16 protein-coding genes are annotated in these 21879 nt (G+C 71.7%); 9 read left to right on the top strand and 7 right to left on the bottom strand.

Translation table 11 applies throughout. The annotated features are described in order from the left end of the window. Nucleotide 1: 1 nt before the first annotated feature. Complete coding sequence (locus AB0C30_RS20685; protein WP_357946060.1) at nt 2-1609, top strand: protein kinase; 1608 nt, start codon at nt 2-4, stop codon at nt 1607-1609. After that, a complete protein-coding gene (locus tag AB0C30_RS20680; protein WP_357946057.1) occupies nt 1609-1749 on the top strand; it encodes a hypothetical protein in 141 nt (46 codons plus the stop codon). Before AB0C30_RS20685 ends, AB0C30_RS20680 begins: the two co-directional genes overlap by 1 nt. 7 nt (nt 1750-1756) lie before the next feature. Here the strand turns inward: AB0C30_RS20680 and scpA are convergent, their stop codons facing one another. The 5 genes from scpA to AB0C30_RS20655 all read right to left on the bottom strand — a co-directional run bounded on the left by scpA (nt 1757) and on the right by AB0C30_RS20655 (nt 9415). Next, the gene (gene scpA, locus AB0C30_RS20675; RefSeq protein WP_357946054.1) at nt 1757-3913 is read right to left on the bottom strand and encodes a methylmalonyl-CoA mutase; all 2157 of its coding nucleotides are present in this window, start codon (nt 3911-3913) and stop codon (nt 1757-1759) included. Further along, nucleotides 3910-5637, bottom strand: coding sequence for a methylmalonyl-CoA mutase subunit beta (locus AB0C30_RS20670; RefSeq protein WP_357946051.1), 1728 nt, complete (start codon nt 5635-5637; stop codon nt 3910-3912). Before AB0C30_RS20670 ends, scpA begins: the two co-directional genes overlap by 4 nt. A 66-nt stretch (nt 5638-5703) precedes the next feature. After that, entirely contained in the window at nt 5704-6477 is a 774-nt protein-coding gene (locus tag AB0C30_RS20665; protein WP_357946048.1) for an N-acetylmuramoyl-L-alanine amidase, read from the bottom strand. An 88-nt stretch (nt 6478-6565) separates the two neighbouring features. Beyond that, nucleotides 6566-7504 carry an S-methyl-5-thioribose-1-phosphate isomerase gene (gene mtnA / locus AB0C30_RS20660; protein ID WP_357946045.1) on the bottom strand — a complete coding sequence of 313 codons (939 nt, stop codon included), beginning with the start codon at nt 7502-7504 and terminating at the stop codon, nt 6566-6568. A gap of 45 nt (nt 7505-7549) precedes the next feature. Next, nucleotides 7550-9415, bottom strand: a complete 1866-nt coding sequence (locus tag AB0C30_RS20655; protein ID WP_357946042.1) for a potassium transporter TrkA — start codon at nt 9413-9415, stop codon at nt 7550-7552. Between the two features lie 108 nt (nt 9416-9523). On the opposite strand from AB0C30_RS20655, the gene AB0C30_RS20650 reads away from it, so the two are divergent. Beyond that, on the top strand, nt 9524-11071 hold the full coding sequence (locus AB0C30_RS20650) for a serine/threonine-protein kinase (protein WP_357946039.1): 1548 nt from the start codon (nt 9524-9526) through the stop codon (nt 11069-11071). Nucleotides 11072-11151: 80 nt separating this feature from the next. After that, nucleotides 11152-12261: a DUF5925 domain-containing protein gene (locus AB0C30_RS20645; protein WP_357946036.1), complete on the top strand. Its 1110-nt coding sequence runs from the start codon at nt 11152-11154 to the stop codon at nt 12259-12261. Between the two features lie 114 nt (nt 12262-12375). Here the strand turns inward: AB0C30_RS20645 and AB0C30_RS20640 are convergent, their stop codons facing one another. Next, on the bottom strand, nt 12376-14508 hold the full coding sequence (locus AB0C30_RS20640; RefSeq protein ID WP_357946033.1) for a DUF6493 family protein: 2133 nt from the start codon (nt 14506-14508) through the stop codon (nt 12376-12378). Nucleotides 14509-14743: 235 nt separating this feature from the next. Here AB0C30_RS20640 and AB0C30_RS20635 point away from each other — a divergent pair, with 235 nt between their 5' ends. Genes AB0C30_RS20635 through AB0C30_RS20625 form a run of 3 tightly spaced genes read left to right on the top strand, consistent with a single transcriptional unit; the run spans nt 14744 to nt 18972 of the window. Beyond that, a complete protein-coding gene (locus tag AB0C30_RS20635) occupies nt 14744-15796 on the top strand; it encodes a C39 family peptidase (RefSeq protein ID WP_357946371.1) in 1053 nt (350 codons plus the stop codon). Between the two features lie 3 nt (nt 15797-15799). Continuing rightward, on the top strand, nt 15800-17713 hold the full coding sequence (locus AB0C30_RS20630; RefSeq protein WP_357946030.1) for a prolyl oligopeptidase family serine peptidase: 1914 nt from the start codon (nt 15800-15802) through the stop codon (nt 17711-17713). Beyond that, nucleotides 17710-18972 (top strand): M20/M25/M40 family metallo-hydrolase, encoded by a 1263-nt coding sequence (locus AB0C30_RS20625; RefSeq protein ID WP_357946028.1) that lies wholly within the window; start codon nt 17710-17712, stop codon nt 18970-18972. Before AB0C30_RS20630 ends, AB0C30_RS20625 begins: the two co-directional genes overlap by 4 nt. Here AB0C30_RS20625 and AB0C30_RS20620 read toward each other — a convergent pair. Beyond that, nucleotides 18969-20471, bottom strand: a complete 1503-nt coding sequence (locus AB0C30_RS20620; protein WP_357946025.1) for an FAD-dependent monooxygenase — start codon at nt 20469-20471, stop codon at nt 18969-18971. The two genes, AB0C30_RS20625 and AB0C30_RS20620, sit on opposite strands and share 4 nt — an antisense overlap. Nucleotides 20472-20566: 95 nt before the next feature. Here AB0C30_RS20620 and AB0C30_RS20615 point away from each other — a divergent pair, with 95 nt between their 5' ends. Both AB0C30_RS20615 and AB0C30_RS20610 read left to right on the top strand, forming a co-directional pair. After that, nucleotides 20567-21217 carry a TetR/AcrR family transcriptional regulator C-terminal domain-containing protein gene (locus AB0C30_RS20615; protein ID WP_357946022.1) on the top strand — a complete coding sequence of 217 codons (651 nt, stop codon included), beginning with the start codon at nt 20567-20569 and terminating at the stop codon, nt 21215-21217. A gap of 40 nt (nt 21218-21257) precedes the next feature. Continuing rightward, nucleotides 21258-21854, top strand: coding sequence for a TIGR03086 family metal-binding protein (locus tag AB0C30_RS20610; RefSeq protein WP_357946020.1), 597 nt, complete (start codon nt 21258-21260; stop codon nt 21852-21854). Nucleotides 21855-21879 lie beyond the last annotated feature (25 nt).

Raw genomic sequence — 21879 nt, 5'->3', positions numbered from 1 at the left:
GATGGCCGCGGAACCGCTCCTGCCGGAGGACCCCGGCGCTGTCGGCCCGTACCGGCTGGTCGGCCGGCTGGGCGAGGGCGGCCAGGGCGTGGTCTACCTGGCGCAGGCGCCGAACGGTGGGCCGGTCGCGGTCAAGGTGCTGCTGGACGGGCTGGTCGGGGACGACCGCTTCGCCAAGGAGGTCGCGGCGGCGCGGCGGGTGGAGCCGTTCTGCATCGCGCAGGTGCTGGACGCCTCGCTGGGCGCCCGGCCGTACATCGTGACCGAGTACGTCGAAGGCCCCTCGCTCCAGCAGGCGGGCCGGCACAGCGGCGGCGACCTGCAGCGACTGGCCGTGGCGACCGCCACGGCGCTGGCGGCCATCCACGCGGCCGGCATCGTGCACCGCGACTTCAAACCGGCGAACGTGCTGCTCGGACGGGACGGCCCGCGCGTCATCGACTTCGGCATCGCCCGCGCGACGGACTCCGCGCTCACGGTCACCAGCGGCATTGTCGGCACGCCCGCCTACATGGCGCCGGAACAGCTGGCCGGGGCGCCCGCCGGGCCGGCGGCGGACGTGTTCGCGTGGGGGTCGGTGATCGTGTACGCGGCCGGCGGGGAGCCGCCGTTCGGGCAGGACTCGCTGCCCGCCGTCATCAGCCGCATCCTCAACAACGAACCCCAGCTGGGGGACCTGCCGCGGTCGCTGCAGGCGATCGTGTACGCGTGCCTGTCCAAGGACCCGGCCCGCCGCCCGACCATGCAGGACGTCCTGCTGCGGCTCCTCGGCGGCCAGTCGTCCGGTACGCCGGTCGCCGGGCCCGGCTTCCCAGCGATGGGGGCCCACGGGACCGTGCCCGGCGCGCACGGCTCGATGGGCGCCGGGCACGGCCCGCAGCCCACGGGACCGATCGGGCCCGGCCAAGGCATGGAGCAGGGGCAGGCGGCGGGGCGTGGGCGGGTGCTCATCCCGCTGTTAGCCGGGGGCGGGAGTGTGGCGATCATGGCGTCCATCGCCACCGCCGTGACGCTCGCGTTCCCGCCGGGCACGGAGACCCAGCCGCCCGCGGCCGCCTCCTCGCCCAAGACAGGCGTCCAAACCGCGGACACCACCCCGTCGAAGAGTCCCCGGCCGCGCAAGACCACCACCCGCAAGCCCACGCGAAAACCCAGCGTGGGCCCCACCGTGAAACCCACGACCAAGCTCACCACGGAGCCCACGACCAAGCCCGCGTCCTCCCCCGAGCGCTCGACGCCCGCCCCCACCCGCACCACGAAGAAGCCCGCCGTCACCAAGGGCAACCTCTCGATCCTCGCCATCCGCGCCATGGGCGCCCACCCCACGAACGGCTGCCTCATGCCGCCGGTCAACTTCGACACCAACGTGGAGACGGACAAGACCCCGCCGGGCGAGTACGACGTGCTGAAGTACAACTTCGCCTGGCTCATCGACGGCAAGACCGTCATGCGGCGCGGGGGCCTGATCGGCCATGGGGAGTACACCGGCTGGGAAGGGTCGCTGGGCTACATGGTGAAGGAAGGCACACACACGGTCACGTTCAAGTTGACCTCGCCGGTCGTCAAGAGCAGATCCACGACGTTCTCCGTCTGCTCCATCGAAGACTGATGACGGAGCGGGACCCTACCGAGATCGGCCCGTACCGGCTGACCAGGCGGCTGGGCGCGGGCGGTCAGGGCGTGGTCTACCTGGGGTACGCCCCGGACGGCACGCAGGTCGCCGTCAAGGTGCTGGACCGGCTGGACTGAGCCCGGGTCAGTGCCCCAGGCGGGACGCGAGCTCCTCCAGCAGGTCCAGGGCGGCGTCGGCGATCACCGTACCGGGCGGGAAGATCGCCGAGGCGCCGGCCGCGCGCAGTTCGTCGAAGTCGCCCGGCGGGACGACGCCGCCGACCACGATCATCACGTCGTCCGCGCCCAGCGCCGCCAGTGCCTGCCTGAGCGCGGGCACCAGGGTCAGGTGCCCGGCCGCCAGCGAGGACACGCCGACGATGTGCACGTCCGCCTCGACGGCCTGCCGCGCCACCTCCTCCGGCGTCTGGAACAGCGGGCCGACGTCCACGTCGAACCCCAGGTCGGCGAACGCGGTGGCGATCACCTTCTGGCCGCGGTCGTGGCCGTCCTGGCCCATCTTCGCCACCAGGATGCGCGGGCGACGGCCTTCGGCGCGCTCGAAGTCGGCGCTCGCCCGGCGTACCCGCTCGATGTTGGCGGCCGGGCCCGCCTCGTCGCGATACACGCCGGAGATGGTACGGACCTGCTCCGCGTGGCGCCCGAAGACCCGCTCCAGCGCGTCGGAGATCTCGCCCACGGTCGCCTTGGCGCGGGCGGCGTCGACCGCCAGTTTGAGCAGGTTGTGCTCGAGACCGGGAGTGGGCTCGCCGGCGGCCTTCGTCAAGGCGTCGAGCGCGCGGGCCACGGCGCCGCCGTCGCGTTCGGCCCGCAACCTGCGCAGCTTGTCGAGCTGCTGCGCCCGCACAGCGCTGTTGTCGACCTTGAGCACCTCGATCGGTTCGTCGGCGTCGGTGCGGTACTTGTTCACGCCGATCACGGGCTGGCGGCCCGAGTCGATGCGGGCCTGGGCGCGGGCCGCGGCCTCCTCGATGCGGAGCTTGGGCAGCCCGGCCTCGATGGCGCGGGCCATGCCACCGGCGGCCTCGACCTCCTGGATGTGGGCCCAGGCGCGTTCGGCGAGATCGTGGGTGAGGCGTTCGACGTAGTAGGAGCCGCCCCACGGGTCGATCACCTTGGTGGTGCCCGACTCCTGCTGGAGGAGGAGCTGGGTGTTGCGGGCGATGCGGGCGGAGAAGTCGGTGGGCAGCGCGAGCGCCTCGTCGAGGGCGTTGGTGTGCAGGGACTGGGTGTGGCCCTGGGTGGCGGCCATGGCCTCGACGCACGTACGGGCGACGTTGTTGAACGGGTCCTGCGCGGTGAGGGACCAGCCGGAGGTCTGGGAGTGGGTACGGAGGCTCAGCGATTTCGGATTTTTCGCATTAAATCCGGAAACGAGGTTCGCCCACAGGAGGCGGGCGGCCCGGAGTTTGGCGACCTCCATGAAGAAGTTCATGCCGATGCACCAGAAGAACGACAGCCTGGGCGCGAACCTGTCGACGTCCATCCCGGCGGCGACGCCTGCCCGCAGGTATTCGACCCCGTCGGCCAGCGTGTAGGCGAGTTCGAGGTCACAGGTGGCCCCGGCCTCCTGGATGTGATAGCCGGAGATACTGATGGAATTAAACTTCGGCATCTTTTCACTGGTAAACGCGAAAATATCCGAAATTATGCGCATCGATGGGCCTGGGGGATAAATGTAGGTGTTGCGGACCATGAACTCTTTGAGGATGTCGTTCTGGATGGTCCCGGCCAGCTGCTCGGGCGCCACCCCCTGCTCCTCGGCCGCCACGATGTAGAGCGCCAGTACGGGCAGGACCGCGCCGTTCATGGTCATCGACACCGACATCCGGTCGAGCGGGATCCCGTCGAACAACTGCCGCATGTCATAGATCGAGTCGATCGCCACCCCGGCCATGCCCACGTCACCGGCCACCCGCGGATGGTCGGAGTCGTAGCCCCGGTGCGTGGCCAGGTCGAACGCCACCGACAGACCTTTCTGCCCGGCGGCCAGGTTGCGGCGGTAGAAGGCGTTGGAGTCCTCGGCCGTGGAGAAGCCCGCGTACTGGCGGATCGTCCAGGGCTGGTTGACGTACATGGTCGGATAGGGGCCGCGCAGGTACGGCGCGGCACCCGGATAGGTCCGCAGGAAGTCGAGCCCGTCGAGGTCGTCGGCCGTGTAGACCGGCTTGACCCCGATCCCCTCGGGCGTCTCCCAGACCTCGGCGGCATCTACGGCGGGCTGAGCGGGCTCGGTGGGGGTCGGGTCGGTCAGTGGGATGGCCGAGAAGTCCGGGATCATCGCGTCACCTCCAGGTCGTCGAAGGTCGTGCGGAGCACGGCGAGCGCGTCGCACCCGGCGTAGAGGCGGCCGTCGACGCCTTCGTAGCTCCCCTTCCCCGCCAGCCAGATCTTTTTCGCGCCCGCCCGTCTCAGCGCGGCGGCGACCGCCTCGGCGTGCAGGCCGTACATCTTGTCGCTGGAGCACAGGCAGGCCACGTCGCTGCCGCTGACGGCGAAGGCGGTGGCGATCTGGTCGGGGTCGGTCCCCGGCCCGGCGGTCTGGGTGGCCAGGCCGCCCGCCTGGAACAGGTTCGCGGCGAACGCGGCGCGGGCCGTGTGGGCGGCGACGGGTCCGAAGGTGGCCAGGAACACCACGGGCCGCTCCGGCTGCGCGTCGGCGAGATCCCGCAGCTCCTCGAACTCCCGCGCGTACCGGATCCGCGGCAACCCCTCCCCCGCGAGTGCGCCCCCGTCACCGGGGCTCCGGCGGACCGGTTTCTCGTCGAGGTGGGGGAATTCGCTCACGCCGGTGATCGGGAAGCGCCGGTGGGCGATGTCGTCGGCACGGCGTTCCCTGGTCTCCGCGATCCGCTCGGCGACCAGGCCGGAGGCCGCCGTGATCCCCCCTGCGGCCTCGATCTCCTGGAACCAGGCCCAGGCGCGGTCGGCCAGGTCGGCGGTGCGGCGCTCGACGTACCAGGAGCCGGCCGCCGGGTCGGCCACCCGGCCCGCCCCGGCCTCCTCCAGCAGCAGCGCCTGCGTGTTGCGCGCCATCCGCCGGGCGAACGCGTCCGGCACCCCCAGGCACGCGTCGAACGGCTGCACGGTCACCGCGTCCGCGCCCCCCACTCCGGCGGCGAAGCAGGCGATGGTGGTGCGGAGCAGGTTCACCCAGGGGTCGCGGGCGGTCATCATGGCGGAACTCGTCACCGCGTGCTGCAGCTGCCCGCCGTCCGGCGCCCCGCACACCTCGGCCACCCGCGCCCAGAGCGTACGGGCGGCCCGTAGCTTGGCGACGGCGGCGAACTGGTCGTCGGTGACGGCGTAACGGAACTCCAGCTGCCCGAACGCCTGCTCGACCGTGAGCCCCGCACCGGTGAGCGCACGCAGGTGCTCGACGCCCAGCGCGATCGAGCAGCCGAGCTCGTCGGCGTCGCTCCCGCCCGCCTCGTGGTACGGCGTGGCGTCCAGCAGGACGGCCCGCATCCCCGGGAAGCCTTCCGCGCACCGCGCCGCCAGCTCGGCCGTCGTGTCCCGGCCGGCCGTACCGATCGAGGCGCCCAGGTTGCCCGTCGGCGAGACGCCGCGCTCCGCCGCCAGCCCGAACAGGGTCTCGGCGGCCTCCCGTACCTCGGGCCCGGCCTCCAGGACGATCGGCGCGAGGTCCAGAAGGACCTCCCGCAGCAGGTCGGCGAGCCGCTCGACCGGGATCGCGCCGGCACCCAGGACCAGCCAGAGCGAGGTGACACCGTGCTCCAGATCGGCCAGTACGGCCTCCGCGTCGGCCACGGCGTGCCGCTGCCGCACATCCCACCCGGCGCGCGCCCCAGGGGCGCCCTTCCTCAGGGTCTTGGGGAGATCGGCGGCGTCGTAGAGCGGCGCGAGCGTCACCCCGTCGTACGTGATGCTGGACAGCGCCTCTTCGGGCGACTCCGCTTCGACACCCGTCTTACGCAGGACCTCAAGCGCCAGCGCCCGCCAGTCATCCCGATTGGTGGGGGGAAAACCCGCTACCAGATGCATGTTCGGATAGTAGGCGTTGCCCTGTTAGGCGAGGAACCCCGGGTTCGCCCCTGACCGACCCCACTGTCAGGGCAGCGGTGCCTCCCAGCTCAGCCGCCAGGTGGTCGGACCGACGATGCCGTCGTCCTCGATGCTCACGCTGCGCTGGAAACGACGGCACACGTCGCGCGAGCCGCTGCCGTAGGCGCCGTCGACCTCGATCTCCCAGCCGCGTACCTTCATCTGCTGCTGCCACGTACGCACGTCCTCGCCCTGCATCACGGGCGGGTACTTGAGCAGCCGCCCGGGGAACGGCGGCGCCGTCGGCACCTCGGGCCCACCGCCGCCGCCACCCGGCCGGGGCGCGCCGCGCTTGACCCACGCGTAGAGGGGCTCGCCCGGGCAGTCGGTCGAGTAGCCGTCCCGGTGCCCCTTGATCTCCTTGCCCGCCTTGCCGCGTTCCCGGACGTACTCGACCGCGTCCAGGATGCCGTTGAGCAGTCCGTCGGGCGGCTCCACCAGCCCGGCGTTGCCGACCAGGCCGAGTATGGCGTAATGGCCCGAGTTGAGCCCGGCCCCGTTGGCCGCCGGTAAGTGGTGCAGCCCTCGCCCCTCGAACACCTTCCGATGCGGACAGGCGACGAACGAATAACCGATGTCGATCCAGCCGTTGCCGTCCATGTGGTAGCCCTGAACGGACTGCACCAGCGACACACAGCCCGCGTGGTCGGCGAGGATGCCCGGTTCGACCCGGCCGCCCGTGTAGTGGACCTTTACTCCTTTGGTGGAGTCGAGCTGTGTGTAGTCACCGTGCGGGGCACGGGCGTGCCAGTCACGCCGTAACACGAGGTCGATGGCCACCTTGTGTCTCCGGGGGTAGGGGAATGTGACCACTGAGCGTAGCCCGGAGTGCGCGGAAAGGTCGGTAGATCTGGATTTTTTATGGTTCTTACGGTCTGATCACCCTTTTGTCGGTGACGATCGCGGTGATGAGGTCGTGCGGGGTCACGTCGAACGCCGGGTTCAGCGCCCGCGTGCCCTCGGGCGCCACCCGCATGCCCCTGATGGAGACGATCTCGTCGGCGCCTCTGTCCTCGATCTCGATCTGCCGGCCCGAGGGGGTGGCCTGGTCGATGGTGGTCTCGGGCGCGACGACGATGAACGGCACCCCGGCCCGTTCCGCGCCGAGCGCCAGCGCGTACGAGCCGATCTTGTTGGCGGTGTCGCCGTTGGCGGCGATGCGGTCGGCGCCGATGAGCACCGCGTCGATGTCCCCCTTGGCCAGCAGGTACGGCCCGGCGGAGTCGGCGACGAGCCGGTGCGGCGCGCCCATCCTGCCGAGCTCCCACGTGGTGAGCCGGGCCCCCTGCAGCAGCGGACGGGTCTCCAGGGCGAGCACTTCGGCCAGCCGGCCGCGCTCGTGCAGCGTCTGGACGACGCCGAGCGCGGTGCCCCGTTCGACGGCCGCCAGACCGCCGGTGTTGCACACGGTCATGATGCGCAGCCGGTCGCCTTCGAGCAGGTCGGCACCGCGCCGGCCCATCGCCTCGCACGCGGCGATGTCGTCGTCGCGGATCCGCAGCGCGGCCTTGAGCACGGCCTGCGGCCCCTTGGGCAGGTGCGTGGCGACCTGGTCGACGCCCCAGGCGAGGTTCACGGCGGTGGGCCGGGCCGCGCGCAGCCTGGCTATGGCGTCCTGGTCGCCGGCCGCCAGCACGACGCCGAGCGCCCCGGCCACGCCGAGCGCGGGCGCCCCGCGTACGGCCAGCCGCCGGATGGCGTCGATCAGGTCCGCGACGGTCTCGATCCGCACCATGACGCACTCGTCCGGCAGGCGCGTCTGATCCACCAGCTCGACCGCGCCGTCTACCCAGTCAATCGTCCTCACGCCCAAACCGTAGCCTTCCGGGCAAGTCTGCGCCGTCACCCGGGTTCAGCGCTCGGCCAGGACGATCACCGCGTCCTGCCGGTTCAGCACGATGGGCTGGGACTTCGGTGGGTTGAGGACGATGCCGTAGTGCGGCGGGACGTTGAGCGCCGAGCTGTCGCGGTAGCCGATGGCCGTCTCGCCTCTGCGGCGCGCCGCCTCTATGACCGTCGAAAAGGTGAACTGCGTACCTGAGGCCACGTACGAGCCGGCGGGGCGCGGGTAGATCTCCGAACCGCGCGAGTCGAACAGGTAGCCGAACACGTCCGCCAGGTGGCGGTTCTCCGCCAGCTGGGCCAGCAGGAGGCCGATCACCGTGTCGCTGATCACGATGTCGTCGGCCTCGGTCACCTCCGCGAGCGCGCGGTTGTTCTCGTCGTGCATCTCGCTGACGATCGAGTAGTGCTCGCCCATCGCGCTCTGCATGTCGCGCAGCTGCAGCAGCGTCATGAGCGTGCGGGTGTCGGCGTGGTGCGGCTTGAAGCGGTCGTCCGACAGGACGATGACGTGCTGGAAGAGGCCGACGCCGAGGGATTCGAGCGCGTACCGGTCCGTGGTGTCGCATTCCTTGACGTTCACGGTGAGGTTGACCAGGTCCGCCAGGCCGGTCCCGGCCTTGGGGTGGTCGGCGGCGATCTCCAGGACGGAGCCGGGGGCGACGTAGGCGTCGAGGTAGTGGACGATCTGGTCGGCCCGGCCGTTCCAGTTGAGCAGGAGCGTGCGTTCGGGTTCGAGCGGGGAGCCGCCGGCGACGGCGATCGCGCTCTCCTCGAGGGCGGGCGCGCCGGTGGCGAGCCGGATCGCGGAGTCGTCGTGGGCGATGACGATGATCTGGTCGGCGGCCTCGATGACGGTGTCCATGGGCGGGTTCAGGATGACTCCGGCAGGTCGGCGCAGGCCGATGACCGTGGCCGTCTCGTAGGCGTGCAGCGCGTCGCCGTACGTGCTGCCCGCCAGCTCCGTCCCGGCGCGCAGGTAGATCTCGCCGCCGTCGAAGTTCAGCAGGTCCATGCAGACGACGGACATGCCCGACTGCCGCGAGGACTGGACGATGAGCCGGGCGGCGGTGTCGTCGGAGTCGACCAGGTGCACGTCCTTGCCGCCGGCCAGGCGGGCCGCGGCGATGTTGCGGCTGGCGGCGATGGCGGCGACCACCGGCGGGCGGGTGCCCTGGCGCTTGGCCAGGGCGAGCAGGATCTTGATGACATGCGCGTCGGGGTCCTCGCCGTCGGGTGAGAGCACGACGACGGACCGGGCGGCGGCCAGGTTCATCAGGTTGAGGTCACGCGACTCGGTGGGCCGTCCCGTACGGCAGACCAGGCGGGTCCTGCCCAGGTCGCCGATGTTCTCGCGGATGTCCTCCTCCATGGCCAGCTTGTCGCGTTCGGCCAGTACGGCGATGACCGAGCCCGGCTGGCTGGCATGCGCCTTGGCCAGCTCGGCGACGATCGTGAACACCTGGTCCGACCAGCCGAGCACCACCGTGTGCCCGGACTCGACGATGCGGGAGCGGCCCCTGCGCAGCCGGTCGACCTTCTGCTTGAGGCCGTTGGACAGCAGGCCGACGAGCATGCTGACGACGAAGATGCCGCCGAGCGACCCGGCGAACATCACCGCCATATAGGCGACCGACCCCTTGTCGCTGGCGACCTTGCTCGGGGTGAGCGCGTGCATGAGCGCGATCCACATCACGTGGCCGGCGCCGCCGACGCCCTCGGGCTCCTCTGGAGCCAGCCAGAGAGTGAGCCCGGCGACCACCACGATGAGCCCGACCGACACCACGGCCAGCCAGCCGATCAGTGAGGCCGTGCCCTTCGACATGGTGTTGTCGAACCAGTACCGCGCCCGCTCGCGGAACGTCACCCTCGCCACCCCAGAAACCCCCACGTACGCAGTGATTCGATCAAGGACACTTTCGATCGAGGACACAAGGTACCGGGCTATCTCTACGGATGCATGGCGAGCGGTAACGTATCCGCCATGGCGACCCCCCTGACCCCGGACGACCCGGCGTCGCTGGGCGCGTACCGGCTGGCCGGGCGGCTCGGCAAGGGCGGGCAGGGCGTCGTCTACCTGGCGCACTCCCGCGACGGCGAGGCGGTCGCGATCAAGCTGCTCAGCACCGGCGACGAGGAGACCCGCGCGCGGCTGGCGCGGGAACTCGACGCGCTGGAGAGCATCGCCTCCTTCTGCACGGCGCGCGTGCTGGACGCCTCGATCGACGGGCCGCGGCCCTACGTCGTGAGCGAATTCGTGGAGGGGTTGTCGCTGGCCGAGCGCGCCCGCGAACGCGGCCCGCTGCGCGGCGGCGAGCTGGAACGCCTGGTGGTCGGCACGGCCACGGCCCTGGCCGCCATCCACGCGGCGGGCATCGTGCACCGCGACTTCAAGCCGGCCAACGTCCTGCTCGGCCCGGACGGGCCCCGCGTGGTGGACTTCGGCATCGCCAGGGCGGAGGGCGCGGCGACGCTGACCTCGGGACTGATCGGGACGCCCGCCTACCTGTCGCCCGAGCAGATCGCCGGCTCGCCCGCCTCCCCGGCGTCGGACGTGTTCGCGTGGGCGGCGACGATGGTGTTCGCGGCGACCGGTCGCAGCCCGTTCGGCGCGGACACGGTGCCCGCGGTGCTGCACCGGGTCCTGCACGCCGACCCGGACCTGTCGGAGTTGCCGCCCCGGCTGCGCGGGCTGATGGCGTCGTGCCTGGCGAAGGACCCCGCGCACCGGCCCACGGCCCGCGACCTGATGGTCTCTCTGGTCAGCCCCGCATCGACCCCACTCGCCCCCGCGCCGGGCGTCCCCGATAGGTCGGGTGTCGCCGCCACGGGACGTCAGGGGCAGGCCACCGGGAGGCCGGGTGCCACCGGTTTTCCGGGTCAGGTCGCCGGGAGGCCGGGCGTCCCCGCCGGATCCCCCGATTCGGGCGCGGGGGAACGTACGGGACCGCGAGTTGCGGCGCTCACCACAGACGTCTCCAAGCGGAACCGCTCGCATGGCCTGCTGCTCGGCGTAGTGGCGGCCGTGCTCGCCCTGGGGGCGGCGGGCGGCACCCTGCTGTGGATCAACCACGCCCCGACCGGCACCACGACCCAGACGTCCTCGACCCCCGCACCGAGCCAGAGCACCACCGCCCAGGAACCCACGAGCACCGCTCAGGCGACCGCCACCGAGAAGCCGACTCAAAGCGGCTCGCCGAAGATCCCCGCCGCATTCGCCGGCAAGTGGTCCGGCCGCACCACCTCCACGAACCCGATCGACTCCGACGGCGCCACCGTCACGATCGACCTGAAGACCGGGCAGTCCACCGCCGGGTGGGCCGAGAAGGACAGCGCCACCAGCTGCACCGGCAAGATCACCCTGACGCAGACAGCCGGGACGAAGCTCACCTTCTCCCTCCAGCCCGACACCATCGACTGCATCGCCGGCACGGTCTGGCTCACGCTCGACGGCGGCAAGCTCACCTACATGTGGCGCGACGTACCGGGGCCCGGCATCGTCGAGGAGACCGGGGACCTGAGCAAGGGCTGACACCCGGAACGCCAGCAATACCTCTGGAATTGCGCAAATGCCGTCGACAGACCGGGCCGCGAACCTGGATCATTACTGTTATGTCTGTGATTAAGGAGGTGCCGTTCCCCAGCCCGGACTCCCCTGAGCTCCCGATGAACATCTGGATCGACGACGCCGACTCCGCCATCGACGTCATCGACGCTCTGGCCCTGTCGCCGTTCGCGACCGGCGTCCAGCCCTGGTCCCGCCTGGCCAACCTGGAGCGCGTACGCCCCGACGCCGCGCTCCGCCCCGAGCAGGGCAGGACCGTACGCACCGCGCAGGTACAGGACGGCTCCGTGTCGAGCCTGATCTGCGGCGACGGCTGGACCCTACGGGTCATCCGGCACCGCAACCGCACCGCGACCGTCAGCGTCACGGCGGTCAGCGATGAGCTGGCCCGCTCCGTGCTGAAGGAGTGCACCGAGGGCGCCGAGGAGCCGGAGCCCGACACCGACCACGTCGAGATGGGCTTCTGGTGGCGTGGCGCGCACGGCGGCACCCGCTCCGAGAAGCCGATCACCGCTTCGCCCTGGGACGAGATCAGCGGCAACTACTCCGCCCGCGTACGCGGCTCGCTCGACGGCCTGATGGCGGTCACCCCGGCCGACATCGGCGGCCGCCTCGTCCTGCTGCACGGGCCGCCGGGCACGGGCAAGACCACGCTGCTGCGCTCGCTGGCCAAGCAGTGGCAGGACTGGTGCCAGGTGGACTGCGTACTCGATCCGGAGCGCCTGTTCAACGAGCCGGGCTACCTGATGGAGGTGGCGGTCGGCTACGACACCGACGAGGAGGCGCAGCGGTGGCGGCTGCTCGTGCTGGAGGACTGCGACGAGCTGATCAGCTCCTCCGCCAAGGCCCAGACGGGCCAGGGGCTGTCGCGGCTGCTGAACCTCACCGACGGCCTGCTGGGACAGGGCCGTGACGTGCTGGTGGCGATCACCACGAACGAGGACCTGACCCGGCTGCACCCCGCCGTCGTACGTCCGGGCCGGTGCCTGGCCCAGATCGAGATCGGCCCGCTGACCAGGAACGAGGCGGTCGGCTGGCTCGGCTCGTCCGAGGGCGTCGGCCCGTCGGGCGCGACGCTGGCGGAGCTGTACGCGCTCCGCTCGGGCCGCGCGATCTCCCCACCCACCGAGGGCGAATCCACCGGTCTGTACCTCTGACCACCCACCCGCGCCACCGGCCGAGGCGACATGCCCCGGCCGGGCAGGCGGGCGGCCGGATCAGGCGAGCCCGACGTCGAGCCGATTCTGGCGAGCCGGTTCAGGTGAGCCGGTTCAGGTGAGCCGGGCGTGGAGGCGGCGTGCTTCGCGGACGAAGCCGCTGCTCCCCTTGCGTCGGGCGATCTCCGCGACACACGGCAGCTCACCCCGCGCCCCCGCCCACGACGCGGCCCGTACGGCGAAGCCGAGCGCCTGCGTGTGGGCGGTGCGCGCCCGCTCCCCGGGCCCGGGCAGATAGACCGTCAGAAACGCGGCCACCACCTCCCAGACCTCCCGATGCGCCCCATACCGAGCCGCGCTCTCCAGCGACTCGACCACCGCGCTCAGCTTGTACCAGGCCCTGCGCAACAGCAGCGCGAGCTGCCGCCCCACCTCGGCGGCGGGAAGATCCCCTCGTCCGGCCATCTCGACCAGCACCCGGACCCCCTCATTGGGCTGCTTCCCGCCCGCCCAGGAGTCCCGTTCGACCAGGAAGTACGCCAGGAGCAGCGCGACCCCCTCACCCGCCGGCCCACCAGCTCGGGCCAGCGCCCACAGCATGTCGGGCTCCACCCCGGGCGCGTTCCAGTGGTAGAGCAGGAACGGCAGGCAGTGCACCGCCACCGCCTCCCGGTCCGACGGCAGAACGGCGGGCCACCACGACAGGTAGACGCCGTGACCGTCCCGGCGCGACGCGTCCGGATCGTCGAACAGATCACGGAGCGGCCCGAACCCGCCGTACGAGGAAGGGAGCGGACCGGACTCGCCGTGCGCGAGATCGGGCAGACCCGACTCACCACGTGAGAGACCAAGCGGCCCCGACTCGCCGCACGGGAGGGCGATCCTGGGCACGAGGTCGGGATGCTTCCCGCCGGCGGGCTCGTGGTCGCCCGTGTAGGTGGTGGAGCCGCGGGTCCACTCGACGGCGGTCACCGGCACGGGCCGGCCGCCGCTCATCCAGCGTGCGGCCGTGACGCCCGCCGCGGACGTCAGCCCGCCCGCCCGCGCCGCCACCTCGGGCGGGACCGAGCGGGGCAGCCGCAGGAGCGCCTGCCACAGGTCGGCGTCCATGACCTTGGCACCAGTACGTTCGTAGCCTTCCAGCCGGTCGACCAGCACGCCGGGACCCAGGTGCCCGGTGCCGCTCGTGGGGGTCGCCAGCAGGTACGGCGGCAGCGTGCCCGCCCGCAGCGCGGCGTGGACCTCGGCCCAGCGCCGCAGCAGGAACAGGTGCGGCGGCGACACCCGTACGGGCGACGGCAGCAGCGACGACGACCGGCCGAGCCAGGTCTCGGGCGTGACGATCTGCCTGGCCATCGCCTCGGACCACTGGTCCAGGTAGCGCCACTCCGGCTGCACGTCCAGGCGCGTCGGCCAGCTCGTCCAGCGGGCCAGGACTGAGCGGAGCAGGTCACGGTCGTCAGTGCAGAACCGGACGAACCCCTCCAGCCACCGCTCGGCGCCCTGCCAGTCCTCGCGCTCGGGGAAGGCGCCCAGTTCCCGGATGTCACCGATCAGCGGGAAACCGGCGTCCTCCTGGGGAGACGCGGGCAGCGGCACGGGCATGAAGCAGGCGTCGTCCTCGTCGGCCGCCACCTCACCGCCGAACACCGTCACGAGTTGTTCGCCGAGGTCCGGCGGCAGCAGCCCAAGCGCGTCACGGATCACCTCGGCGCCCGCGGAGGTGAATCGGGCGGCGTGCTTGAGCGCCAGCCGTACGGCCCGCTCCTGGAGGTCGGGGGCGTCGCACGCGAAGGCGTACGCCAGGGCCGGCGCGTAGTCGTCGGCATCGTCAGCGGCGTCGCGGGCGGCCTGGTCGAGCCAGCTCAGCCCGATCGACACCAGCTTGCGCTCGGGCCTGAACAGCAGCGCCTGCAGGGCCTCGGCCACGTCGGCGGGGTCGAGCGTGTCGAGGCGGCGCAGGTGCCGCAGCGCCAGCTCCGCGACCACAGGTGGCGCGGCGGGCAGCAACCGCAGGTAGTCGTGGGCCCGCGCCGCGACCTCGGCGGGGGCGGGCTCGACGAGCTCGTGCAGCCGGGCGAAGAAGCGCAGGTCAGCGGCCTGGCCGCCACGCAGGAAGCGGCGGACGCAGCCGTCGAACAGCAGCTCCCGGTCGATCACGCCCGCGCGCACGGTCTCCGCGATCTCCGCGATCTTGACCGCGTCACGGGTGGCGATGGCCTCCTCGACGACCTCCCAACCGCTCACGCCCTGTCCTCGAACCTGAGCCGGCCGCTGAAGATTCCGGGATCGGTCCGGGAGCCGGATAACGCCGTCCCACCGGAGGTCGAGAGAGCGGGTCTGCCATCGGTGAGCAGGGAGGGTCCGGCGTAGGAATACGCCTGCACTGCTTGAGTCATGGCCGGAACATTAGAGATCACCACCGACAAGATCACCGCAGTACGTAAACCTTCCGATGCGCGACAACCGGTGCGAAACCACAATGGGTCCGGTGCTCACCGTGGACCCGGCCCGCGTCGCCTTCGCCCGCTTCGCCGTGCCCGCCACCTCGTTGACCTCGTGGACCAGCCCGGAACACCCGATCGGCTTCACCGCGACCCAGCTCGTCCCCTCGTGGACCGCGCGGACCCCGCCGGGCACGTGGATCGAGGTGGAGCTGCAGGTCAGGCTCGCGACGGGCGAGCAGTCGAAGTGGTACGTCATGGGCCACTGGGCCGAGCACGACGAGATCCGCACCTCCTTTCCCGGTCAGGGTGACGAGGACGGCGACGTGGCCGTCGACACGTTCGTGGCGCGCCGGCCGGTCACGGCCTACCGGGTGCGGGTCACGCCGCACGGCGCGGGCGCGCGTGTGGACTGCCTGGGCGTGATGGCCTCCGCGCTCCCCCAGGGTCCCCCTGTCCCGAGCCTTCCGGGTACGGCCGGAGCCGTCGAGCTGGTGGTGCCCCGGCACTCTCAGTACACGCACACCGGTCACCATCCGGAGCTGGACGGCGGCGGCGCCAACTGGTGCAGCCCCGCCTCGGTGGCGATGGTCCTCGGGTTCTGGGGTCGCGGTCCCGGTCCCGAGGAGCTGGCCTGGGTGGTGGCCGGCGACCCGAGTCCCGTGGTCGATCACGCGGCGCGCGGCACGTTCGACCACAGTTACCAGGGGACCGGCAACTGGCCGTTCAACGTGGCCTACGCGGGCCGTTTCGGGCTGGCCGGGTTCGTGACCCGTCTGCGGTCGGCCGCCGAGCTGGACCTGTTCGTGCGGGCGGGGATCCCGGTGATCGTGTCGCTGTCGTTCAAGGCGCACGAGCTGCCGGGGTCCGGATACTCCTCGGGCGGGCACATCATGGTCGTCACCGGTTTCACCGCCGAGGGCGACGTCGTCGTCAACGACCCGGCCGCGCCGAGCGACGCCGACGTGCGCCGGGTCTATCCGCGGGCCGCGTTCGAGAACGTCTGGCTCCGGAGCTCGGGCAGCGGCGGCATCGTGTACGTCCTCCACCCGCCCGAGCGTTCCTTGCCCCCTTCCGATGGCAATTGGTGAGATATGAGCAGCATTCGACCGATCGACGTGGCCCGTACCGATGGCGGCCCCCAGTGGGTGGAGGCCGTCGCCACGCCCGCCGGACTGGAGGTCTGGTGGGACGAGCCACGCCCGCACGAGGGCGGCCGGCGCTGCGTGGTGCGCCGCCTGCCGGACGGCTCCCTGGTCGACGCTCTGCCCGAGGGGTGGAACGCGCGCAACCGCGTGGTCGAGTACGGCGGGCGATCCTGGCGCCCGCTGCCCGGCGGCGGCCTGGTCTTCACCAACTGGTCCGACCAGTGCGTCTACCGCCTGGACGGCCCACCAACGACCGGCGAACCCGCGACCGGCGAACCCGCGGCCGGGGAGCCCGTAGTCGGGGAGCCCGTGGCGCTCACGCCTGAGGGGACGGCGCGCTACGCCGACCTCTACCTGCCGCCCGGCCGGGACGAGGTGTGGGCCGTACGCGAGCAGGACAATGTGCGCGACCTGGTCGCGGTGCCACTCGGCGGCGGCCCGCTCAGAGTGATCACTAAAGCACAACATTTCCTGATGAACCCCCGTATTTCCCCCGGCGGCGGATATGTCACCTGGATCGGCTGGGACCACCCGAACATGCCCTGGGACGGCACCGAGCTCTGCGTAGCCCCCCTCGACGAGGACGGAACCGCCGGGCCGTACCAGGTGATCGCGGGCGGCCCGGCGGAGTCCGTGATCCAGGCGGAGTGGCGCGACGAGCGCACCCTGTACGCGGTCGCCGACCCGACCGGCTGGTGGAACATCCACCTCGTCGCCCGCGACGGCTCCGGCGCCCGCAACCTCACCCCGATGGCCTCCGAGGTCGGCATCGCGCCCTGGAAGCCGGGCAGCACCTACTTCGCGATCGCCGGCAACTGCCTGGTGCTCGTGCACGGCACCCCCGACCGCCGCCTGCTGAGCGTCCTGGATCTGGAGAGCGGCGACCTGCGCGAGATCGGCGGCGCGGCGACGTACTGGGCGCCGACGATCTCGGCGGCAGAGGGCAAGGCGGTGGCGGTGTCCGCCACTCCGTACACGCCCACCCGCGTGACCGTGGTCGACCTCGACGGCGGCGCGCACGAGGCGGTGTCGGCGCCGAAGCCGCTGCCCGACCGGGCGCTGCTGCCGACGCCCGAGACGGTGACGATCGAGGGCGTGCACGCGCACCTCTACCACCCGACCGGGGTTCAGGGTCCCGCGCCGTACGTCGTCTTCGCGCACGGCGGGCCCACCGGCAACTTCACGATGACCCTCGACCTGGAGGTCTCCTACTTCACCAGCCGGGGCCTCGGCGTCGCCGAGGTGAACTACGGCGGCTCCACCGGCTACGGCCGGGCCTACCGCGAGCGGCTGCGGCACCAGTGGGGCGTGGTCGACGTGGCCGACTGCGCGAAGGTGGCGCGCGGGCTGGTCGAGCTGGGCCGGGCCGACGCCGCCAAGATCGCGATTCGCGGCGGCAGCGCCGGTGGCTGGACCACGGTCGCTGCACTGGTGCACAGTGACGTGTTCGCGGGCGGCGTCGCGCACTACGCGATCACCGACCCGGAGAGCTGGGCGGCCGAGACACACGACTTCGAGTCGCGCTATCTCGACGGCCTGATCGGGCCGCTGCCCGAGACCCGCCAGCGCTACACCGACCGCTCGCCGCTGCTGCATGCCGCGCGGGCGTCCGGACCGTGCCTGATGCTGCACGGCCTGGAGGACGCGATCGTGGACGTGGGCCAGGCCGAGCGGTTCGTCGCCGAGCTGGACCGGCATGGCAAACAGTGGGCCCTGCTCACCTTCGCCGGCGAGCAGCACGGCTGGCGCCGGGAGGAGACCATCGTCGCGGTGCTGGAGGCCGAACTGGCCTTCTATGGACTGATCTTCGGGTTCGAGACGCCCGAGGTGGCACCGCTCAAGCTGAAGGGACGGTCGTGAAGAGCGTCGGCGAGATCTGCTCGGACCTGATCAGGTTCGACACCTCCAACCCGGGGTCGGGCGAACGCCCGGCGGCCGAGTACGTGGCCACGCTGCTGGCCGACGCCGGGCTGGAGCCGGTGGTGTTCGAGTCGGCGCCGAAGCGGACGACCGTGGTCGCCAGGATCGACGGCGACTCTCGCGACGCGCTGCTCGTCCACGGCCACCTCGACGTGGTGCCCGCCGACCCGGCCGAGTGGCGGATGCACCCGTTCTCGGGCGAGATCGTCGACGGCTGCGTCTACGGCAGGGGCGCGGTCGACATGAAGGGGTCATGCGCGATGACGCTCTCGGCCGTGCTCGGTATGGCGGCGCGCGGCCTGCGTCCCAAGCGCGACCTGGTGCTGGCGTTCCTGGCCGACGAGGAGGCGACGGGCGACTACGGCTCGCGGCACGCCGTCACCGAGCACCGGGAGCTGTTCGACGGCGTGACGGAGGCGATCAGCGAGTCCGGCGGCTTCAGCGTCGCCGCCGGCGACCACCGCGTCTACCCGATCGCCGTAGGCGAGCGCGGCACCGCCTGGATGAAGCTCACCGCCCACGGCGTGGCCGGCCACGGCTCCCGGCCCGCGGTGGACAACCCGGTCGCGACGCTGGTGCACGCCCTGTCGCGGGTGGCCGCCCACCAGTGGCCGGTACGCCTGACGCCGTCGGTCTCGGCGCTGCTCCAGAGCCTGTCGGAGATCACCGGCCAGCCGATCGACCTCGACCGCCTCGACGAGGAGGCGACCCGGCTGGGCGCGCTCGGCCACCTGTTCAGGGCACAGATCCGCAACTCGGCCAACCCGACGATGCTCGACGCGGGCTACAAGGTGAACGTCGTGCCGTCCACGGCCCACGCGCACGTGGACGGCCGCTACCTGCCCGGCCTCCAGGAGGAGTTCCTGGCGACCATGGACGACCTGCTCGGGCCGAAGATCACCAGGGAGTTCGTCAATCTGGAGGACGCGCCGGACGCGCCGTACCCCTCGTCGTTCTTCGACTCGCTCGCGGGCTCGCTCGTGGCCGAGGACCCGCTCGCCCGGCCGGTGCCGTACGTGATGAGCGGCGGCACCGACGCCAAGTCGTTCGCCACGATCGGCATCAAGGGGTACGGTTTCGCGCCGCTCATGCTGCGGCCCGATCTGGACTACTTCGGGATGTTCCACGGGAAGGACGAGCGGGTGCCGGTGGAGGGGCTGGAGTTCGGCACCCGTGTGCTGACCCGGCTGCTGACCTAACCGACCCCGAACCAGGCGTCGAGGGCCTCGGCGAGACCGGCTTCGCCGGAACCGGCCCAGGCGACATAACCGTCAGGGCGTACCAGCACGGCGGCCGCGTCGGCTTGATCCACGGTTCCGCCCACCACGCGGACGCGGTCGTCGCGGCCTTTCGCGGCCGCGCGGGTCTCCGGTGCGCCCGCCAGGTCCAGCAGCAGGCCGCGGCCGTCCCCCAGCGACTCCCTGACCCACCCCACGCCCTCGATCTCCCAATCCGGTACGAACCGCCCGACCAGCGACCGCGACGCGTCCGGCGCGTAGTCGATGTCCGTACCGTTGGCCATGGCGATGAAGTGCCCCCTGGTCTCGGGGAGCTCCAGCGCCTCGGAGATCACCTCACGCAGCGCGTCGACCTGCGGTCCCGGCCGCATCAGCGCGACCTGGGCCCTGGTGTTGCGCAGGACGCGGGCCGCCACCGGGTGCCGCTCGGCGGTGTAGGTGTCCAGGAGCCGTTCGGGCGCCTGTCCGCGGACCACCAGGGCGAGCTTCCAGCCCAGGTTGGCCGCGTCCTGGAGGCCGAGGTTGAGCCCCTGGCCGCCGATCGGCGAGTGGACGTGCGCCGCGTCCCCGGCGAGCAGGATGCGCCCCTGGCGGTATGTCTCGGCGTGGCGGGTGTTGTCGCTGTAGCGGATGCCGGCCTCCAGGCTGAGGACGACCGCGTCGGTGCCGCTCGCCCGCCGGATGCTCGCCTGCATCTCCTCGGCGGTGACCGGCGCGTCCCGCTCGGTGGGACCGCCGTCGAACTCGATGGTGGCGACCTCCCCCGGCACCAGCGACAGGTTCACCAGGCCGCCGGGGGCGCGCAGGGACGAGGTGAGCGCGCCGGGGTCGGCCAGCTCGGCCACGGCGGTGCGCCCCGTCATGGTCGCGGACGTGCCGGTGAACGGGATGCCGGACTGCTTGCGCACGAGGCTCCGGCCGCCGTCACACCCCACCAGGTACCCGGCCCGTACGACCCGGCCGTCCGCGAGTGTGGCGACCACGCCGTCGCCCTCGTCGGCGATCTCGGTGACCCGGCACCCGGACCGGACCTCGACGCCGAGCCCGGCCGCGTGCTCGGCCAGAACCCGCTCCAACTGGTGCTGCTTGAGCATGAGCATCTCGGGAACCCGGTTACCGGCCTCGCCGATCAGCGGCAGGCCGCTGAAGTGGCCGCCGCTCATGCCCTCCCTGAGCATGTACACCAGCCCGTCGACGATGTCCCCCTCGGCGGGCTCGCGACCGGCTCTCAGTTCGTCGAACAGCGCCCACTGCGCCTCGGCCAGCGGCTCCACCAGCCCGCGCAGGCCCAGCGTGTGGAGGGTGCGCGCGTTGAGCGAGCGCATCCCGAGGCTGCGCGTGATCCGTTCCTGGCCGGTGGCCGCCTCCAGCACCAGCGGGTCCACCCCCGCCAGCTTCAGCTCGCAGGCCAGCAGCAGGCCGACCGGCCCGCCACCGACGATCAGTACGTCCGCGTTCACGGAATCTCCCTACTTACGGTGTATGCTTACGCCGTAAGTACATACATACACCGTAAGCTCTGTCAACCGGAGTTCTACGGCAGGAGGAGTGGCGAATGGCCCGGCGCGAGCCGCTGAACAGGGAGAAGGTTCTGGACGCGGCCCTGGAATTGGCCATGGAAGAGGGCCTCGAAGGGCTGTCCATGCGGCGGCTGGCGAAGTCGCTCGGCGTCGAGGCGATGTCGCTCTACAACCATGTCTCCAACAAGGCCGACATCCTGGACGGCCTGGCGGAGCGGGCCTTCGACCAGGTCGAGCTACCCGACCCGGCGCTGCCCTGGCCGCAACGGCTCCGGGCGGTGGCGCTGAGCATGTACGAGGTGTTCGCCCGCTCTCCGGTGGTGCCGATGGCATTGCTGACCGACCAGTCCAACCCGACCTCCGTGCGGGCGCTGGCTCCGATCGACAGCGTGGTCGGCGCCCTGTACGAGGCCGGCTTCGACGACGCGGCCGTGTGGCGCGCGCTCGGCGCGGTGAACAGCCTGATCTTCGGGTCACTGCTGCTGTCCACCGGAGGGTTCAACGTCGACACCGGCGAGCACGCGGGACGAAAGCAGGTCGGCGTCTACATCCAGGAGATGGACCCGGCCCAGCTCCCGCATTTCAGCAGGCTGCTACGGAACATCCCGCCGACCGACCCCGCCACCGACTTCGAGCGCGCGCTGGATATGCTCATCCTTGGACTGGAACAAAGCATTCCGTTCTGATAGTGTGGAGACACAGCGGAACGAACGGAAGGAACCCCCCATGAGCGACAACATGCCGACCGGCTGGGACGTACTCGACGACGCGCACCAGGCGCTCCGCCAGGCCGTGGCCGGCGTCCCCGCCGACGGCTGGAAATTCCCCACCCCCTGCGCGAAGTGGAACGTCACTCAGGTGCTCCAGCACGCCGCGGGCGACCAGGTGGGCTTCGCCGCCTTCCTGACCGGCGAGCCGGGTCCCGCCGAGAACCCGTTCGAGCCGACGGGCGAGCTGGCCGAGGACCCCCGGACGTACGCGGAGGCCGCGATGGAGCGCTCGGCCAGGGCCTGGGCCGGCGTCGACAAGAACGCCGAGCAGGTGCCCGTCCCGGTGCCGCCGAACACGATGGCACCGGCGCTCGGCGCGGGCGCCTGCGCGCTCGACGCGGCGGTGCACGCCTGGGACATCGCCGTGGCCACCGGACAGTCCTCGCCGCTGACCCCGGAGCTGGCCGGGGAGCTGCTGCCGGTGGCGAAGGCCATCGTCGAGCCGCTGCGCCAGTGGGGCGCCTACGCCGCGGTGGTGCCCGCCGAGCCGGGCGACGACCAGGTCGCGGATCTCCTCCGCTACCTGGGCCGCAACCCGGCCTGGACCGCCTGAGCGACCGGCCCGAAGTCCGGAGCGG

Origin of the sequence: Nonomuraea sp. NPDC048901 (genome assembly GCF_040649695.1) — a bacterium.
In the GTDB taxonomy this organism is placed as follows: domain Bacteria; phylum Actinomycetota; class Actinomycetes; order Streptosporangiales; family Streptosporangiaceae; genus Nonomuraea.
This window is presented reverse-complemented; position numbering and strand designations above follow the sequence as displayed.

Bases quoted from the DNA above. Each gene is read 5' to 3' on its own strand.
- AB0C30_RS20610 (WP_357946020.1), top strand. From the start codon at position 21,258: ATGAGCGACAACATGCCGACCGGCTGGGACGTACTCGACGACGCGCAC.
- AB0C30_RS20635 (WP_357946371.1), top strand. From the start codon at position 14,744: ATGGGTCCGGTGCTCACCGTGGACCCGGCCCGCGTCGCCTTCGCCCGC.
- AB0C30_RS20670 (WP_357946051.1), bottom strand. From the start codon at position 5,637: ATGCATCTGGTAGCGGGTTTTCCCCCCACCAATCGGGATGACTGGCGG.
- AB0C30_RS20680 (WP_357946057.1), top strand. From the start codon at position 1,609: ATGACGGAGCGGGACCCTACCGAGATCGGCCCGTACCGGCTGACCAGG.
- AB0C30_RS20615 (WP_357946022.1), top strand. From the start codon at position 20,567: ATGGCCCGGCGCGAGCCGCTGAACAGGGAGAAGGTTCTGGACGCGGCC.
- scpA (WP_357946054.1), bottom strand. From the start codon at position 3,913: ATGATCCCGGACTTCTCGGCCATCCCACTGACCGACCCGACCCCCACC.
- AB0C30_RS20650 (WP_357946039.1), top strand. From the start codon at position 9,524: ATGGCGACCCCCCTGACCCCGGACGACCCGGCGTCGCTGGGCGCGTAC.
- AB0C30_RS20630 (WP_357946030.1), top strand. From the start codon at position 15,800: ATGAGCAGCATTCGACCGATCGACGTGGCCCGTACCGATGGCGGCCCC.
- AB0C30_RS20685 (WP_357946060.1), top strand. From the start codon at position 2: ATGGCCGCGGAACCGCTCCTGCCGGAGGACCCCGGCGCTGTCGGCCCG.
- AB0C30_RS20645 (WP_357946036.1), top strand. From the start codon at position 11,152: ATGTCTGTGATTAAGGAGGTGCCGTTCCCCAGCCCGGACTCCCCTGAG.